Source organism: Bhargavaea beijingensis, assembly GCF_900101985.1.
In the GTDB taxonomy this organism is placed as follows: domain Bacteria; phylum Bacillota; class Bacilli; order Bacillales_A; family Planococcaceae; genus Bhargavaea; species Bhargavaea beijingensis.
Genome location: NZ_FNAR01000001.1, coordinates 82337 through 96848 on the forward strand (window position 1 = coordinate 82337; position 14512 = coordinate 96848).

The 14512-nt window shown below is 50.7% G+C and carries 17 protein-coding genes; 12 read left to right on the plus strand and 5 right to left on the minus strand.

Annotated elements, in window-relative coordinates; all coding sequences use genetic code 11:
- Positions 1-416: 416 nt before the first annotated feature.
- On the plus strand, positions 417-836 hold the full coding sequence (locus BLT01_RS00435; protein WP_092092930.1) for a very short patch repair endonuclease: 420 nt from the start codon (positions 417-419) through the stop codon (positions 834-836).
- A 105-nt stretch (positions 837-941) separates the two neighbouring features.
- The gene (locus BLT01_RS00440) at positions 942-2225 is read left to right on the plus strand and encodes a DNA cytosine methyltransferase (protein WP_092092935.1); all 1284 of its coding nucleotides are present in this window, start codon (positions 942-944) and stop codon (positions 2223-2225) included.
- A gap of 7 nt (positions 2226-2232) precedes the next feature.
- Here BLT01_RS00440 and BLT01_RS00445 read toward each other — a convergent pair whose 3' ends face one another.
- On the minus strand, positions 2233-2619 hold the full coding sequence (locus BLT01_RS00445; protein ID WP_176764978.1) for a DUF3427 domain-containing protein: 387 nt from the start codon (positions 2617-2619) through the stop codon (positions 2233-2235).
- Positions 2620-2763: 144 nt separating this feature from the next.
- On the opposite strand from BLT01_RS00445, the gene BLT01_RS00450 reads away from it, so the two are divergent.
- From BLT01_RS00450 to BLT01_RS15125, 7 genes are all read left to right on the plus strand, one after another.
- Complete coding sequence (locus BLT01_RS00450; RefSeq protein ID WP_092092945.1) at positions 2764-3210, plus strand: hypothetical protein; 447 nt, start codon at positions 2764-2766, stop codon at positions 3208-3210.
- Positions 3211-3215: 5 nt separating this feature from the next.
- Entirely contained in the window at positions 3216-3998 is a 783-nt protein-coding gene (locus BLT01_RS00455; RefSeq protein ID WP_092092949.1) for a phosphotransferase family protein, read from the plus strand.
- A gap of 13 nt (positions 3999-4011) precedes the next feature.
- Positions 4012-4257, plus strand: coding sequence for a hypothetical protein (locus BLT01_RS00460; RefSeq protein ID WP_092092953.1), 246 nt, complete (start codon positions 4012-4014; stop codon positions 4255-4257).
- Positions 4229-4678 (plus strand): aminoglycoside 6'-N-acetyltransferase, encoded by a 450-nt coding sequence (gene aac(6'), locus BLT01_RS00465; protein WP_092092958.1) that lies wholly within the window; start codon positions 4229-4231, stop codon positions 4676-4678. The genes BLT01_RS00460 and aac(6') overlap by 29 nt, the downstream gene beginning before the upstream one ends.
- Positions 4678-5217, plus strand: coding sequence for a histidine phosphatase family protein (locus BLT01_RS00470; protein ID WP_092092961.1), 540 nt, complete (start codon positions 4678-4680; stop codon positions 5215-5217). Before aac(6') ends, BLT01_RS00470 begins: the two co-directional genes overlap by 1 nt.
- Positions 5218-5315: 98 nt before the next feature.
- On the plus strand, positions 5316-6506 hold the full coding sequence (locus tag BLT01_RS00475; RefSeq protein ID WP_092092965.1) for a DHH family phosphoesterase: 1191 nt from the start codon (positions 5316-5318) through the stop codon (positions 6504-6506).
- Positions 6507-6597: 91 nt separating this feature from the next.
- Complete coding sequence (locus tag BLT01_RS15125; RefSeq protein ID WP_176764979.1) at positions 6598-6759, plus strand: hypothetical protein; 162 nt, start codon at positions 6598-6600, stop codon at positions 6757-6759.
- Positions 6760-6851: 92 nt separating this feature from the next.
- On the opposite strand, the gene BLT01_RS00480 is transcribed toward BLT01_RS15125, so the two are convergent.
- On the minus strand, positions 6852-7403 hold the full coding sequence (locus BLT01_RS00480) for a GNAT family N-acetyltransferase (protein ID WP_092092970.1): 552 nt from the start codon (positions 7401-7403) through the stop codon (positions 6852-6854).
- 101 nt (positions 7404-7504) lie between these two features.
- Here BLT01_RS00480 and BLT01_RS00485 point away from each other — a divergent pair, with 101 nt between their 5' ends.
- Positions 7505-7702, plus strand: a complete 198-nt coding sequence (locus BLT01_RS00485) for a PspC domain-containing protein (RefSeq protein WP_407639295.1) — start codon at positions 7505-7507, stop codon at positions 7700-7702.
- A gap of 27 nt (positions 7703-7729) precedes the next feature.
- On the opposite strand, the gene BLT01_RS00490 is transcribed toward BLT01_RS00485, so the two are convergent.
- The 3 genes from BLT01_RS00490 to ligD form a co-directional block, all read right to left on the minus strand.
- Positions 7730-8104 carry a hypothetical protein gene (locus BLT01_RS00490; protein WP_143020569.1) on the minus strand — a complete coding sequence of 125 codons (375 nt, stop codon included), beginning with the start codon at positions 8102-8104 and terminating at the stop codon, positions 7730-7732.
- Positions 8085-9254, minus strand: coding sequence for a ParM/StbA family protein (locus tag BLT01_RS00495; protein WP_125903642.1), 1170 nt, complete (start codon positions 9252-9254; stop codon positions 8085-8087). The genes BLT01_RS00490 and BLT01_RS00495 overlap by 20 nt, the downstream gene beginning before the upstream one ends.
- A gap of 572 nt (positions 9255-9826) precedes the next feature.
- Entirely contained in the window at positions 9827-11668 is a 1842-nt protein-coding gene (ligD, locus tag BLT01_RS00500; protein ID WP_245696838.1) for a DNA ligase D, read from the minus strand.
- A 173-nt stretch (positions 11669-11841) separates the two neighbouring features.
- On the opposite strand from ligD, the gene ku reads away from it, so the two are divergent.
- Together ku and BLT01_RS00510 are read left to right on the plus strand one after the other, a co-directional pair.
- On the plus strand, positions 11842-12672 hold the full coding sequence (gene ku, locus BLT01_RS00505) for a non-homologous end joining protein Ku (protein ID WP_092092989.1): 831 nt from the start codon (positions 11842-11844) through the stop codon (positions 12670-12672).
- A 148-nt stretch (positions 12673-12820) separates the two neighbouring features.
- The gene (locus BLT01_RS00510) at positions 12821-14356 is read left to right on the plus strand and encodes an AbgT family transporter (protein WP_092092993.1); all 1536 of its coding nucleotides are present in this window, start codon (positions 12821-12823) and stop codon (positions 14354-14356) included.
- Positions 14357-14512 lie beyond the last annotated feature (156 nt).

A 14512-nucleotide genomic window follows, 5' to 3' on the forward strand; every position in this document is an offset into this window, starting at 1 on the left:
TATATCTATTAGTTTCTCCAAAGAAGAGGGGCGAATTTGTATTGAGGTGTTCAAATTGCGGTTGTTATTTCTCTGAAAACGATATGGAAGAGTTAGAAGCAGGAATTAACTTGTGTGATTACTGTAGTATTTCAGATGAATTTTACTTAATATATTGTGATGATTTATCTTGGATAATAAGAGCATCAGACACGCTCGATGCAATTGATAAGTGGAGCAAGGATCTAGTGAAAAGAAAACTCGAGGTTAATGCAGATTGTTTTAAGATTAATAAAGTAAACTATAACGTAGTTAATTGAGATATTAAGAGCCTAGTAAACCTAGGCTCTTTCCTTTTTCTATTTTGAACAGTTGATTCATTAAATAATTGAAGGGTAATTTATATAAAATTAAAGCGTCGTAAAAAGGAGAATTCCATGGATAATGATACCCGCAGCAAAATTATGAAATCAGTAAAATCTGTTTCTAAGCTCGAGGATTTAGTTGCAAGCGCACTGTGGAATAAAGGATATAGATTTAGAAGAAATACAAAGAAATTGTTCGGGACCCCTGACATATCAATTAAAAAATATAAAGTTGTAATTTTTATAGACTCCTGTTTTTGGCATTTTTGTCCCGAGCACGGTAGAATTCCCAAAGTAAATAATGATTATTGGCAAGCAAAGTATATTAAAAACACCACTAGGGATAAAAAAGTGAATGACTTTTATCAGGAACGAGGTTGGAATATCATTCGAATTTGGGAGCATGAATTAAAAGAAGACTTTGATCTAACAATAAGCAAGTTGGCTAAGTTTATTGATAGGGCTATGAAAGAGGAAAAGATTGAAGGTTAAGAACAAGCGTTCTATAATTGACATGCTTAGAAAAATAACCAGTGGCCTTTATTATCATTTTTTGTTAGAATAAATTTATGAATGGACGGGAGGAAGAACAAGACAATGAGTATAAAATTAGAGGTGAAAGGAAGAGCGAAGTATAAACCTGCACCTGACTTTTCTCTAGAGGACGTGCAGAACGTTCTAATGGAGAAAATTGCAGAAGAGAATTCTTTGATATTTGAAAATGAAGATGATCTAGACGTAATTGAAAAAACAAATTACAAGACAGATAAAATAAATGTCTTGAGCCTTTTCTCAGGATGCGGAGGTTTAGATCTCGGGTTTGAACTTGCAGGTTTAGCCGAAGTAATTGGGGAAGAACAGGCGATGTCTGCATTTAAAGATAAGGACTCTTTTGACCAGGTTCGAGAAAGAAGTCTATTCCATACAATTTACTCTAATGACCTTTTTAAAGAAGCTAATGAATCATATAAAGAAAACTTTCCATCCCATGTTATACAACGTGAAAAGGACATAAGGAAAGTTAAGTACTTTCCGAAGTGTAATTTAATTCTCGGTGGATTCCCATGCCCGGGTTTTAGTGAAGCAGGACCTCGCTTAATTGATGACGAACGCAATTTTTTGTATATACATTTTATTAGAAGTTTGATTCAAGCTCAGCCTGAAGTTTTTGTTGCTGAAAACGTGAAGGGTCTAATGACGTTAGGTAAAGGGGAAGTACTGAAACAAATAATTGAAGATTTCTCGTCGGCAGGATACAATGTCCAATTTAAACTCCTTAATGCAAGGGATTATGGAGTTCCTCAGATCCGTGAACGTGTCATTATTGTGGGTGTTAGGAAGGACTTAGATTTTAACTACAAATATCCTGCCCCAACTCACGGGGAACAGGCGCATTTAAAACCTTATGTCACATTGAGAGAAGCTATAGGTGACCTCGAAAATGATCCGGGTCCTTATTACAAGGGATCATACTCCACAATATTTATGTCAAGAAATAGAAAGAAAGACTGGAATGAACAAAGCTTTACGATCCAAGCCTCTGGACGCCAAGCGCCTATTCACCCAGGGGGTATGCCGATGGAGAAAATCGGTCCTGACGAATGGATATTTTCTGATGGCGAAGAAAACAACAGAAGGCTTTCTGTAAAAGAGGTGGCAAGGATACAAACGTTCCCAGATTGGTTTGTTTTCAGTGATGGAGGCAATAACTTAGCGTCGCTAAACTCAAGAATTGATAAACAATATAAGCAAATCGGAAATGCAGTTCCAGTATTGTTGGCTAAAGCAATTGCAGAGCCAATTGCGAAATGGGCCAAGCAATATATTGACAATAATCAGGTGCCAGAACCTTCAAAGGATATTCAATTAGATCTTTTTTAAGTAATATTTAATAATATAATTCCCAAATCACTCTTACAGGCTTCGTTATCCGTATTTTTTTCATCTTGCCTAGTCCTTGAAAGGTATATTTGTCTTTATTGCTCGTTCGAGTAAAGATGTAGATATTTCCTTCCGGGGCAATCATGGCTTGAATTGACGGTGTTTTGTAAGAGTGATTATTTTTTCCGTACCAAATCAACCTATTGTCTTCTAAAAATTCGTTTTCATAATCATGTCCTGTGGTTCCGGCAGTATCTATATTAGCAAAGATAAAAATATCATTATCGTACGTAGTATATCCTGTATTCCAAGTGCCTTTTTGTCTGTGGACTGGGACATCTAAAATATTATAGATATCCTTTTTGGAATATCTCTTTCCAACCGCAAATAGCATTAGGATCATCCTTAATTTGTTGTTAATTTAAGTATAACTTGCATTTGTACTACTATCTACCGTTCATAGAAACAATAACTTGATACCTAAAAATTTTCTATAAGTTCTTGTGAGTTTCTGGACAATGAACAGGGGGAACACCCATTGATCAAACCAAAATTATCCTTGATGGAGGCCTATATGGTCGAATCGCTCCGCAGTAAAGGAGTTTCGAATGAAGAAATCGTCACCTTAGTCGAGCAAGGAAACGCTGGTCGTCTAAAAGAGATCGAACCGCGGTTTGATTATGATGAGCTGGTGAAGGCTGCGCGAAAGGATCTGGCGGTGTTCCGGTCGGCTCTTTTTGTCGGTTATGAAGTGAAGTTTGTGACGTTTAACGGTTTAAAGAACCTCCTCCGGATGCGGTTCGGTAAAAAAGAGGAGCGGGATTATGCGCTGACTGAGACGGGGATTCGGAATCTCCGACTCACTTCGTCTGAATTGGAGCAGTTAAGCGACATGCTGTCCTCGAACTGGGTGATAACCAGTGAGGGTTCCGGAGCGGTAACGGTGGAACTGAACAAGCCAGCTGGTCCCACCATCCACAGGTGAATAACATGCCAATCCACCGTGAAGATATCCCCAAGTGGATAACCGGATATGTTCCCGGAACCATCCACAGTGTGGACAGTTTGCCGGAGGGCGGGACGTCGGAAGTGGCCCTGTTGACAACGGATGAGGGAAAGTTTGTGCTGAAGCGCTCGAAGAAGCCGCCGTACGATGAGTGGCTCAAGAGAGAGGCTGAGGTGTTGAATCATCTGTCGGGAACGAGTTTGCCGGTGCCCCGGCTGATTGCCTTTCTGGAAGAGCCGGTCTGCAGCTGGGCGCTGATGACGTTCATTGAAGGGGAGACGGTTCGCAGTGCGTTAAGACGGACGACTGATCCCGAAGGCCGGCGTCAGATCATCAAAACATTTGCAGAGGCACTCAGAATGATCCACCGGACGCCTGTGCCGGCCGTTCTTAAGCAGGACCGTCCCTGGATTGACCGCATGTTGGAAGAGGCGGAGGATCACCTGCGCCGCTATGAGACAGACGGGACTCCTGAGCTGCTGGAGCAGTTAAAGAGGAAGCGGCCCGTCATCACGGAGGAGTGCTTGATACACGGCGACTGCACCGTCGACAACGTCATGGTGAAAGACGGCAGGCTTACGGGCATCATCGACTGGAGCGGAGGCACATCGGGGGACCCGGATTACGATATTGCGCTGGCTGTCCGGCCGAAGCCGGGTATCTTCAGTTGGCCGGGAGACCGAGATCTCTTCTTCGAAGTTTACGGAAAAGGCATTTCACCTGAAACGTACCGATATTATGCAGAAGGGCTATACGAATTCTACTGACGGGGGAATGAAAATGGGGATCACGTTTTGGCTAAAGCTGTTCGGCAGCGCGACGGTCGTTGTCGGCATCATTGCCGGGATCGGAACGGCTGATGCAGGTGCGGGGCCTGAAGGCGGGCTGCTTAATCTGATGGTCGCCTTGAGTGTGCTCGTGATCATCGTCTCGATTGGTATTCTGATGCACGGCATGGCTGAGGTACTTGAACGTTTGGATGAAACGGTGGAAGCACATGAACGTTCGGCAGGCGACACAGAATGATGCCCGGGTAACCGGGGAACTTGCCCTGCTTCTTTGGCCGGACCATGCGGCAGAAGAGCTGGAAGGGGAGTTCTCGGAGCTGATCGGTAATCCGGAAGCAGCAGTTTTTCTCGCGTTTGACGAAGAGGAGCCGGTCGGGTTCTCGCAGGTCCAGCTCTGCCACGACTATGTCGAAGGCACATCGACCAGCCCGGTCGGTTACCTGGAAGGGCTGTTTGTCAAAGAGGCCTACAGACAGGAAGGCCTCGCCCGTGAGCTCGTCGTGCGTGCAGAACAGTGGGCGAGGGATAAAGGCTGCAGTGAATTTGCGAGTGATTGTGAGCTGGACAATGAAATCAGCCTGCAGGTCCATCTCGCCCTTGGGTTTACCGAGGCCAATCGGATTATCTGTTTTACGAAGCCGATCGGAGAAGCCCGCTGATGGCAAAGCTGGTTTATGTCATCCGGCTTTGCGCCGCGGAAGGGCAGGAGCCGGAGGCCCCGCTGACTCCTGCAGGGCATGATCAGGCCGGGCAGCTCGCAGAACGCCTGATGGGTCTTGGAGTTGAATCAGTCATTTCAAGCCCCTATCTGCGTGCCAGGCAGTCGATTCAACCTTTTTCGGAACGGAGCGGGCTGGCAATCAAGATGGATGAACGGCTTGCGGAAAGAGTGCTGAGCACCACTCCGATCGCTGACTGGATGGAGAAGCTGAAGAGTTCTTTTGCCGATCCGGACATTTCATACAATGGAGGAGAATCCGGAAGGGAAGCCGCCATGAGAGCGCGCTCTGTGATCGATGGGCTCCCCGAAGGTTCCTGCACGGCTCTTGTCACCCATGGGAACCTGATGTCGTTATTGATTGGGGAATACGATCGGCAGTTTGGCTTTGAGCAATGGAAAGTCCTCACAAATCCCGATGTATTCAAAATTTCAATCGGAACAAAAGTGCATATTCAGCGGACCTGGCTGGAGGAATGACGAATTTTCGGCTTCCTCCTTTTTACTTTTACAAGAAAAGCGGAAGCAAAACGGGTATACTGTTTAGAGCATGAAAAGCATTTATCTGAGGTGATTCGGTGTATAAATTATTGTCCCACAACGACCTGGACGGCATCGGCTGCGGCATCGTGGCGAAGCTGGCGTTCGGGGACGATGTGAACGTGCGATACAATTCCGTCCAGATGCTGGACCGCGAAGTGGAGCGGTTCCTGGGAGAAGGAAATACCGGCACGGAGCTGATCATCACCGATTTGTCGGTGGATGAGGAAAATGAAACCCGGATCGAGGAATTCATCAAAAAAGGCGGCAAAGTGACGCTGATCGATCATCACAAGACGGCACTCCATCTGAACGAATACGACTGGGGCAATGTCACGGTCGAGCAGGAGGACGGCAAGCTGACATCGGCCACATCGCTCCTCTATGCCTGGCTGATCGACAAGGGCTTCCTGGAGCCTACTCGCGCCGCAGACGAGTTTGTGGAGCTTGTTCGGCAGTACGATACGTGGGAATGGGAGAAAAACGGCAACGACAAGGCGCGCCGGCTGAATGCGTTGTTCTTTATGGGATCGTTTGACGAGTTCGAGTCGAAGATGCTGGAACGGCTGCAGTCGGATAGCCCGTTCCAGTTTGATCCTTTTGAGAAGCAGCTGCTCGACATGGAAGACGACAAGATGGCACGCTACATCCGGAAAAAGCGACGTGAAATGGTACAGATCGAACATGAAGGCCTTTATGCCGGTGTCGTGCATGCCGAGTCGTATCATTCTGAGCTGGGCAACGAGCTTGGCAAGGAGAACCCGCATCTTGACTACATCGTGATTCTGAACATGGGCGGCCGCAAAGTCTCGTTCCGCACCGTGCATGACGATGTCGATGTGTCGCAAGTGGCCGGCACATTCGGCGGCGGCGGTCATGCCAAGGCGAGCGGCGCCTCGATGTCGAAAGAGGCATTTGCTTCCTACGTGGAAGCGGCATTCCAGAAAGAGCCGCTCCGCGAAGACGCCCGCCATACCCGCTACAACCTCAAGGAATCCCCGTTCGGCACAATTTATCGCGCACCGGAAGGCGACCTGTACTTTGTCCATCCGGTCGAAGATGGCCGCTGGGGAATCGAGCGCAACGGCCGGACACAGGACGAGACCTTTGCGACGTTCTTTGATGCTGAGAAGTTCCTGAAGCGCGAGAGAAGCGTCTGGCTGCTGAATGACGACCAGTTCGTCAAGTTTCTTTTGGACAGGCTCCAGAAGGCCGAGAAGGGCGAATAAGAATGCATGAAAGGTGACGGGCACGAAAAGGGCCCGTCGCCTTTTTTGCCTGTCCGTTCTTCTGTATACTCGGGGAAAAGGAGGGACCTTCATGCGGGAACTGGTGGGCACATGCGAGTCATGCGGCAGGGATGTCTTCTGCCTTGACGGCTTTCTGAATGGCGTATCGGAAGCGGGAAGGCTGGAATGCTTTGAATGCGCGGACAGGGAAGAGGGGACTGCCCGTCCACAGGATAAGGAAAAATCTGAATAAGCTGTGGATAGGAACAAAATTGAAGAGTTATCAACAAGTGGATAAAGATAATCAAACAGAAACCCGCCGGGAGTGGCGGGTTTTGTGCATAACTATTGGCGGTTCGGGTTGAGGATGCCGTAAAGCAGCAGGTCCTCGTACCGGCGTTCTTTGCAGATATGTTCTTTCTGCGTGCCTTCATGCGTCATTCCGATCTTCTCCATGACCTTGCCGGAAGCGGGATTGGAGGCGAAGAACCGGGCGTAGACCCGGTGGTAGCCCTTTTCGTTGAAGGCGAAATCCAACACGGCTCTGGCGGCTTCGGTGGTATAGCCTTGGCCCCAGTATTCTTCCCCGATCCAATAGCCGATTTCTCCGTGGCGGTGCGCCTGCTGGTGGGAGAGTCCGACAGCACCGTAGAGCGTGCCGCTTTCCTTGTCCGTGATGGCGAACTCATACATCCGTCCGGAGGTGTAGCTTTCTTCGTGCGTGGCAATCCACTCCAGCGCGCTTTCAACCGGGTAGGGGTGCGGCAGGTTCAGCGTGCTTTTATACAGGTTGTAGTTGTCACACAGCCGGCTGACTTCCGGGGCATCGGCTTCCGTGAAGCGGCGGAGCAGCAGGCGCTCTGTTTGGATCCTGGGACTTGTGGCTGACTGGTTCATCGGATTCTTCCCTCCCTGTGGATGGTAGAATAAACTTATTGGACATGGCCAGTGTTTTTTCCTGCCGGCCGGTGAAACAGCGGGGATTCAGATCAGAGGGGATGGTAGTGTTGAAAAAGCTCAGAAAGTCATCGGGCGACCGTGCAATCGTCGGGGTATGTGGGGGAATAGCGGAATTCTTCGGGATTTCGTCGTTTGTCGTCAGGCTGATTTTTCTCCTGACGATCTCGGTCTCTCTTTGGGTGTATCTTGTTCTGTCATGGGCATTGGATGATTCCTATCTGCTCAGGCAGAAATAAAAAACCCGCCAAATCGGCGGGTTTTTCTTATGCGAACGGGTCGTCGAAGTCGTCCAGGGCACCCCAGGCGGGGGCTGGCTCCTTCGGCGGTTCCGGTTCGGGTTCCGGTTCCAGTTCCACTATCGGTTTTTCTGCGCGGACAGGCGCCGGCGGGGCGGCCTCCGGTATGAAAAGATCACGGTCTTCCGCGCCGGCGAGTTCGAAGTTGATTTTTCTCGGCATGACTTCGGCAACATCGACGAAGCCCGTCTTCCGGTACAGCTGCTGGGCGGCGTACAGGAAGAAGTTCGACAGGTCGGACTGGGTGTTGATCCAGTCGATGAACTCCGGTGTGAGATCGCGGCTCAAGTAAATATTGATCCGCTCCCCCTGCTGATAAGTCTTACTTCGATTCCGCGCCACTTGCGACCACACCTAATTCCTTTTCTTTCTGCTGCTCATAGCGAGGCGAGCAGGTGTAGACGAGGAGGCCGCGCGCATTGACGAACATCGGGTCTTGGAGGAACGTGACGTTGGTCGTGCGTTCCTTCGCATTCAGGATTTGCTGCAGGTAGTCTTTCAGGATGGCTGCTCCGCCGCCGTAAATGAAGACGTACGGATCATCCTTCAGGTCATCGATCTTGTTGATGATCGGACGGCTGATGCGCTGAGCGAGTTGCATCAGCCCGGTCTGTGACTCTGCCTTGAGCTCGTTATGGCGCGGGTGTTCAGGGTCGAAGTAGATCTCGTTGAACTCCGCCATCGAATCGATCGACTTGACCGGATGGTTGCGGTTCCAGCGCTTGAGGATCTCGCTGATCGCCGATTTCACGCCGAAGTTGAGGCCTTCCGACAGTTTCGGATTAAAGCGGACGCCTTCAGTCACGACAATTTCTGTTGTGCCGGAGCCGATGTCGAAGTGAAGAAGCGTCTTGTCGCTGAAGTCGACCTTCATGATCTTATCGCCGACTTCCACTTTGCGCTCGGACAGCTTGCCGCCTTCGTCAAAGACAACGCCCCATGCGGCTGCAGCGCCTTCAGGCAGGCACTTGCAGTATTCGATCTTGATCGTCACGGTCACATTGCGTCCGGACGGATGGTGGAAGATGACTTCATGTGTCCCCATATAGCGAGCCGCGTTGTTTCTTGCCGCTTCCTGTGTGATCATGCCGACCGGCAGCGCGACGGACAGGTCGTAGGTCACCGTAATCTTGTTTTTCTTGTATTCGCGGCGCATCGCATCGATCGCAAGGCCTGCGAGCGTCACGAGGACCGGAATTTCATCGGATGACTTGTCCGAGCGCTTTTCGAGTTCGATGCCCGGGAGGTTGTCATTCAAAACCTTTTCCCCGATGACATAACGCTGCCCGTTAAAGGAAAGCGCTTTGGAGTTGATGGTGACGTCAATGTTTTCAAGAAGGGCGTCCTTCGGAATATCTTCCATATCCATCAGTTCCGTCGTCTCTCCCATGTACAGCGAGTAGACAGTCGGAATCAGAATTGGTTCATGATCTTTCACCCATAATTTTAGTGCGTTGTTGCCAGCATCTGCGCCGGCTTTGAGTACTGCCATTCCCATTCACTCCCTCTAGGTTTCTATCAATGATTATACATGTCTCTCCTCATGATAGAAATAGAGAATATGTAGGATATGCGCACAAAAATCTTACAAAAACCGCCGAAAAACGCCTTTTAGGAGGACAATATGTTTCCGTTGTGCGCACAAGGTGTGTATGCATTTGTGAGCACATTGTATTTCTGTTGTGCGCACAAAAGAAATACAATGTGTGAGAGTTAATAAAAGTAAATAAAGGGAATGTAATAAGAAAAACAGCGGTTGTCTTCCCGCCGAAAATTCTCTGTCCGACAAAAATTGTGGTCATGTTTTACTGTAGAAAAGTTTGTCTTCGAATCAACTTATCGTTCTCAAATACGAATTTACACCTTCTCCTCTTTCATCACTTGTTCCCCTCTATCATCCGACCTTCTGCGGACTTCTCTATTCGCTTGTCCGGCAACCTCAAAATCGAAATTAAAGAATCCACAGGATTAGCAGACATCCTGTGGATAATATACGCACATTAGCAATATACGCAAACTGTATTTCGGGTGTGTGGACAATATGTGTATAAGTCGATGAGGATCCTAACTTGTAATTTCTTTTAGTTTTTTCAAGACATCGCCAAACGGCTGCGAGAGTCTCGCTTCTTCCATCAACAGAAAAGGATCGCCTTTCGTGCGCAGTCGCTCCGTCACCGCAGGGATCGTAAAGCTTTCCGGCCGGAGGGCCTCCGTCAGTTCGTGCCATTCAAGCGGGGTGGCGACCGGTGCATGTCCTGCTCCGCGTGTGGAATACGGAGCGATGATGGTCTTTCCCATGGCATGCTGGACATAATCTACATACAGGCGCCCGCCCCGTTTTTTCTTTAACCTTTCCGTCGTGAACCGATCCGGTGCCTGCTCGCATAGATAATTCGAGGCAAATGAAGTAAAGAGCCGGGTTTCTTCGTAGGTGAACGTACTGGAGGGAAGCGGGAGATACAGTTGCATCCCTTTGCCGCCGGAAGTCTTTACGAACGCTTCAAGCCCAAATCCGTCAAACACTTCTTTAAACCGGTGCGCAGCATCTACTGCAAGCTGGAACGTTGAAGCATCCGGCGGATCCAAGTCGAAAACAATCTCATCCGGGAAAGCCGACACTTTTCCCTCCCTCAATCGCCCAAATGGAACGTGCAACTCCAGTGCTGCCTGGTTGCCGAGCCAGAGAAGGGTCTCCAAACTGTTGCATAACAGAAGTTCGCCGTCTTCCCCGTGGACGGTTTGGGCAAATGACGGGACGGAATCCGGGGCATGCTTCTGATAGAACCGCTCGGCGTCATCCGAGCCGTGCGGATACCGGATTACGGTAAGCGGACGGTCTTCGAGCCAAGGCAGAAGATAGGGTGCGGCATGCTGCAGGTAAAGAAGGTAACCGTCCTTGTCGATCCCGGCTTCGGGAAAAAGCGTCTTGTCGGGATTGGTCACGGCAACGCCGGGCGGAATCGGCTCAAGCGCCCGCCGGTAGCGCTGCAAGGTAACGGTCGCGGGGGATTCCTCCAAAAGAAAACGGGAAAATCGGGGTTCGCGGAGCTTGCCGCCCGATTCGCCGATTGTCAGTACTTCTGCAACAATCGCCGGTGCCAATCTAAAGACGCCGGGCGGCCCTTCCGTCCCATTTGCCCTGAAAAGAGCGGTGAGTGTTTTCAATTCTTCATCGGAAAATCCGTGGCGCAATGTGACGACTTCACGCCATTCTTCCCCGTCCAAAATGCGCCCTGAAAAGTTGGTGTTTTCCGTTTCAAAGCCTGTGAGGACAACCGGGACAGTCCGCCAGTTTTTCACTTTGATCCAATCAGTGGACCGGATGCCTTCCTGCCAGCGGCTGCCGCTCCGTTTAGCCACCAGTCCCTCGCCATTGCCTGCAATCAGCCGGCTTTTAATCGGCTCCGGTTCGCTATATGCGGTCACTCCCTGTACTGGAGAAAGGTTGCGGTAGTCCGTTCCTGCCGGAAAGCCGGCTGCCCGGAGGACGCGCCCAAGTTCGTCTTTTCGCTCATCGACCGTATTTGACCGCAGATCGTCGCCGCCCGTCTCCAGCAAGTCGAATGCTGCGAAGCGGCACGGGAACATGCGGCTCTGCTCCTCAATCGACGATTTCGTGCGGAGCCTGGAGCGGCGGGCGACGACCGAAAAATCGCTTCGCACGTCGTTCAGCAAAAACACGAGCTCGCCGTCCAGAAAAATAGGCAGATGGGGGCGCGCCGCACTGCTCGCCTCTTTGATTCCGTTGATGATTTCGGGAAACCGATCCGATAGGTCTTGCCCGTTGCGGCTGAGCAGGCGGATGCCGTCTTCCCGCCAATCAAGGAGACACCGGAAGCCGTCGTATTTGATTTCATACAGCCAGCCGGGCCCTTCCGGCAAGGTTTCCGCTGGCGTGAGCTTCATCGGTTTCAAGGCTTGGTCTCCTCCTTCGTGCGCCAGGATTCTCCGAGTGTTAAGATAAACGCCCTGAGTGTTAAGCAGGACCGATCTGCATGACTCCAGTGTGCGCACCGCCGAAAACTTCATACATAGCGCCGCCTGGGCGGGACATGCTAGAGGAAAAAGCAGGTGATGGGATGCATACGGTATGGAAGGGCAGCATCAGCTTTGGGCTCGTCAATATCCCGGTGAAGCTGCACGCGGCGACCGAGGATCGGGACATCAAGCTCCGGCAGCTGCACAGAGAGTGCAACGCGCCGATTTCCTATAAGAAGGTGTGCACGTCGTGCAACGCGGAAGTGAAATCGGAAGATATTGTGAAGGCGTATGAGTACACGAAGGGCAAGTTTGTCGTTCTCGACGAGGAAGACCTGAAGGCACTCAAAAAAGAGAACGAGGACAAGGCGGTTGAGATTGTCGACTTCGTCAAGCTGGAGGAAATTGATCCGATTTACTTTGAGTGCACTTATTTCCTCGCGCCGGACAAGGGCGGGGCAAAGGCATATGCGCTACTCCGTGCCGCTCTCGGGGATTCGGACAAGATCGGCGTCGCGAAAATCATCATCCGCCAGAAAGAACAACTGGCCGCGGTCCGGGTTTACAAGGAGGCGCTTGTCCTGGAGACGATACATTATCCGGATGAAGTAAGGAAAGTCGAGGATGTTCCGAATGTGCCGGGGGAGGAAGCAGTCCAGAAAAAAGAGCTTGATGTGGCACTGATGCTGATCGAGCAGCTGACGACACCGTTCGAGCCGGAAAAGTATAAGGATGAGTATCGTGAGGCGCTGATGGAACTGATCGAGGCGAAAAAGGCGGGCAAGGAAACCGTCACCGCAGCCGAGCGGGAAGCACCGGCCGCCACGAACGCGACCGACCTCATGGCCGCGCTCCAGGCATCCCTCGAGAAAACCACGAAGAAAAAGCCCGCTCCGAAAAAACGGGCAACCACAACAAAGAAAAAGGCATAAAGAAAACCGGAAGCGCCGCGCGCTTCCGGTTTGTTGATGTCCGTACTGTTTGAAACCGTCTCGATAAATTTTAAAAATGGGTTGAATTATCAGTAGATTTTGTTAACATAGAACACATTCTTTAACTTGCTAAAGGGGGAAACTGCTGATGACCGTCGCCTCGGAAACAAACAAAAAGAAAAAGGGGCTCTTCAACCGGTTTCTGGATCTGATTGAACGCTACGGCAACAAGCTTCCTGATCCGATCATGCTCTTTGTTTACATTACGGTCGCCATTCTCATCGCTTCGGCAGTGTTCGGTTTGATGGGCACGACAGCGACGCACCCCGGAACAGGGGAGACGATCAAGGTCGTGAACTTGCTGAACGGGGCGGGGCTCGTCCGGATCCTGACTGAAATGATCACCAACTTCACAAGCTTTCCGCCGCTCGGTCTTGTGCTCGTTGTGATGCTCGGCGTCGGCTTGGCAGAATCCACCGGCCTGATCACGGCATTCATGAAGGCTTCGATCCTGAAGGCACCGAAAAAAATCATCCTTCCGGTCATCGTTCTTGTCGCCATCTGCGGAAACGCCGCTGCGGATGCGGCCATGGTCGTTCTTCCGCCGATTGTCGCGATGATCTTCATCGCGCTCGGCCGCCACCCGCTTGCCGGAATGGCTGCAGCCTATGCATCTTGCGCGGGGGGCTTCGGGGCCAATCTGATTCTCTCGATGTCAGACCCGCTCGTCTACGGCTTCACCGAATCGGCCGCACACATGATAGACCCGGCCTACACGGGTAATCCGATGATCAACTATTACTTCCTCGTTGCCTCCGCGCTGCTTCTCGTGCCTGTCGCCACGTTCGTGACCAATAAAATTGTAGAACCGCGTCTTGGCAAGTATGAAGGCGAGGCGGAGGGTGTCGAAGCCGTGATTACGCCTGGGGAAAAGAAGGGGCTCCTGTGGGCCGGTGTTTCCCTTCTTGTGGCAGGTGGCGCATTTGCGATTCTTGCGCTTCCGGAAAACGCCATCTTGAGAAATCCCGAAGACGGCGGCCTTATCATCTCGCCGTTCATGGATTCCATCGTCCCGATCATGATGATCCTCTTCCTCGTGCCGGCCATCATTTACGGCAAAGCCGCCGGTACCCTGAAAGATTCCAAGGACTTCGGCGACCAGCTCGGCAAGGCCATGTCCGGCATGGGGACGTATATCGTCATCGCGTTTGTTGCCGCGCAGATGATCGCCTACTTTAACTGGAGCAACCTCGGTCCGATCGTTGCGATCAAAGGTGCTGCCATACTGGAGGCGCTCGGATTCACCGGGCTTCCGCTGTTCGTCGGTTTCATCCTGATCGCCGCACTCATCAACCTGCTGGTCGCGAGCCAATCCGCCAAGTGGGCAATTCTCGCGCCGGTGTTTATACCGATGTTCATGCTGCTGAATTATGACCCGGCGGTCACGCAGGCCGCCTACCGTGTCGGCGATTCCCTGACGAATCCGATCACGCCGATGCTTGCCTACTTCGCGATTGTCCTGACATTCGCGAAAAAATATGATCCGAAGATGGGGATGGGGACCTTTATGTCAGCTCTTCTCCCGTATTCGATCGCGTTCACCATCATGTGGATCGTCCTTTTCAGTGCCTGGTATCTTCTCGGCCTGCCCCTCGGACCGGGTGGCGGCATCCATCTTAAATAAGAGTGGAATTTGCCGCCCGTTTTGCCTGCATCGATGCCTTGGGCGGCTTGAAGGGACTTTCGTAATGGTTCATTGGCAATGGAATTATCAAACAATTTCTTTACATCGGATTAACTCTACGTAAACATTCCTCCGATAAAGTGGCAAGTGTTGGAT

Bases quoted from the DNA above. Each gene is read 5' to 3' on its own strand.
- BLT01_RS00435 (WP_092092930.1), top strand. From the start codon at position 417: ATGGATAATGATACCCGCAGCAAAATTATGAAATCAGTAAAATCTGTT.
- BLT01_RS00440 (WP_092092935.1), top strand. From the start codon at position 942: ATGAGTATAAAATTAGAGGTGAAAGGAAGAGCGAAGTATAAACCTGCA.
- BLT01_RS00445 (WP_176764978.1), bottom strand. From the start codon at position 2,619: ATGCTATTTGCGGTTGGAAAGAGATATTCCAAAAAGGATATCTATAAT.
- BLT01_RS00455 (WP_092092949.1), top strand. From the start codon at position 3,216: ATGCCAATCCACCGTGAAGATATCCCCAAGTGGATAACCGGATATGTT.
- BLT01_RS00460 (WP_092092953.1), top strand. From the start codon at position 4,012: ATGGGGATCACGTTTTGGCTAAAGCTGTTCGGCAGCGCGACGGTCGTT.
- BLT01_RS00470 (WP_092092961.1), top strand. From the start codon at position 4,678: ATGGCAAAGCTGGTTTATGTCATCCGGCTTTGCGCCGCGGAAGGGCAG.
- BLT01_RS15125 (WP_176764979.1), top strand. From the start codon at position 6,598: ATGCGGGAACTGGTGGGCACATGCGAGTCATGCGGCAGGGATGTCTTC.
- BLT01_RS00480 (WP_092092970.1), bottom strand. From the start codon at position 7,403: ATGAACCAGTCAGCCACAAGTCCCAGGATCCAAACAGAGCGCCTGCTG.
- BLT01_RS00485 (WP_407639295.1), top strand. From the start codon at position 7,505: ATGGTAGTGTTGAAAAAGCTCAGAAAGTCATCGGGCGACCGTGCAATC.
- BLT01_RS00495 (WP_125903642.1), bottom strand. From the start codon at position 9,254: ATGGCAGTACTCAAAGCCGGCGCAGATGCTGGCAACAACGCACTAAAA.
- ligD (WP_245696838.1), bottom strand. From the start codon at position 11,668: ATGAAGCTCACGCCAGCGGAAACCTTGCCGGAAGGGCCCGGCTGGCTG.
- ku (WP_092092989.1), top strand. From the start codon at position 11,842: ATGCATACGGTATGGAAGGGCAGCATCAGCTTTGGGCTCGTCAATATC.
- BLT01_RS00510 (WP_092092993.1), top strand. From the start codon at position 12,821: ATGACCGTCGCCTCGGAAACAAACAAAAAGAAAAAGGGGCTCTTCAAC.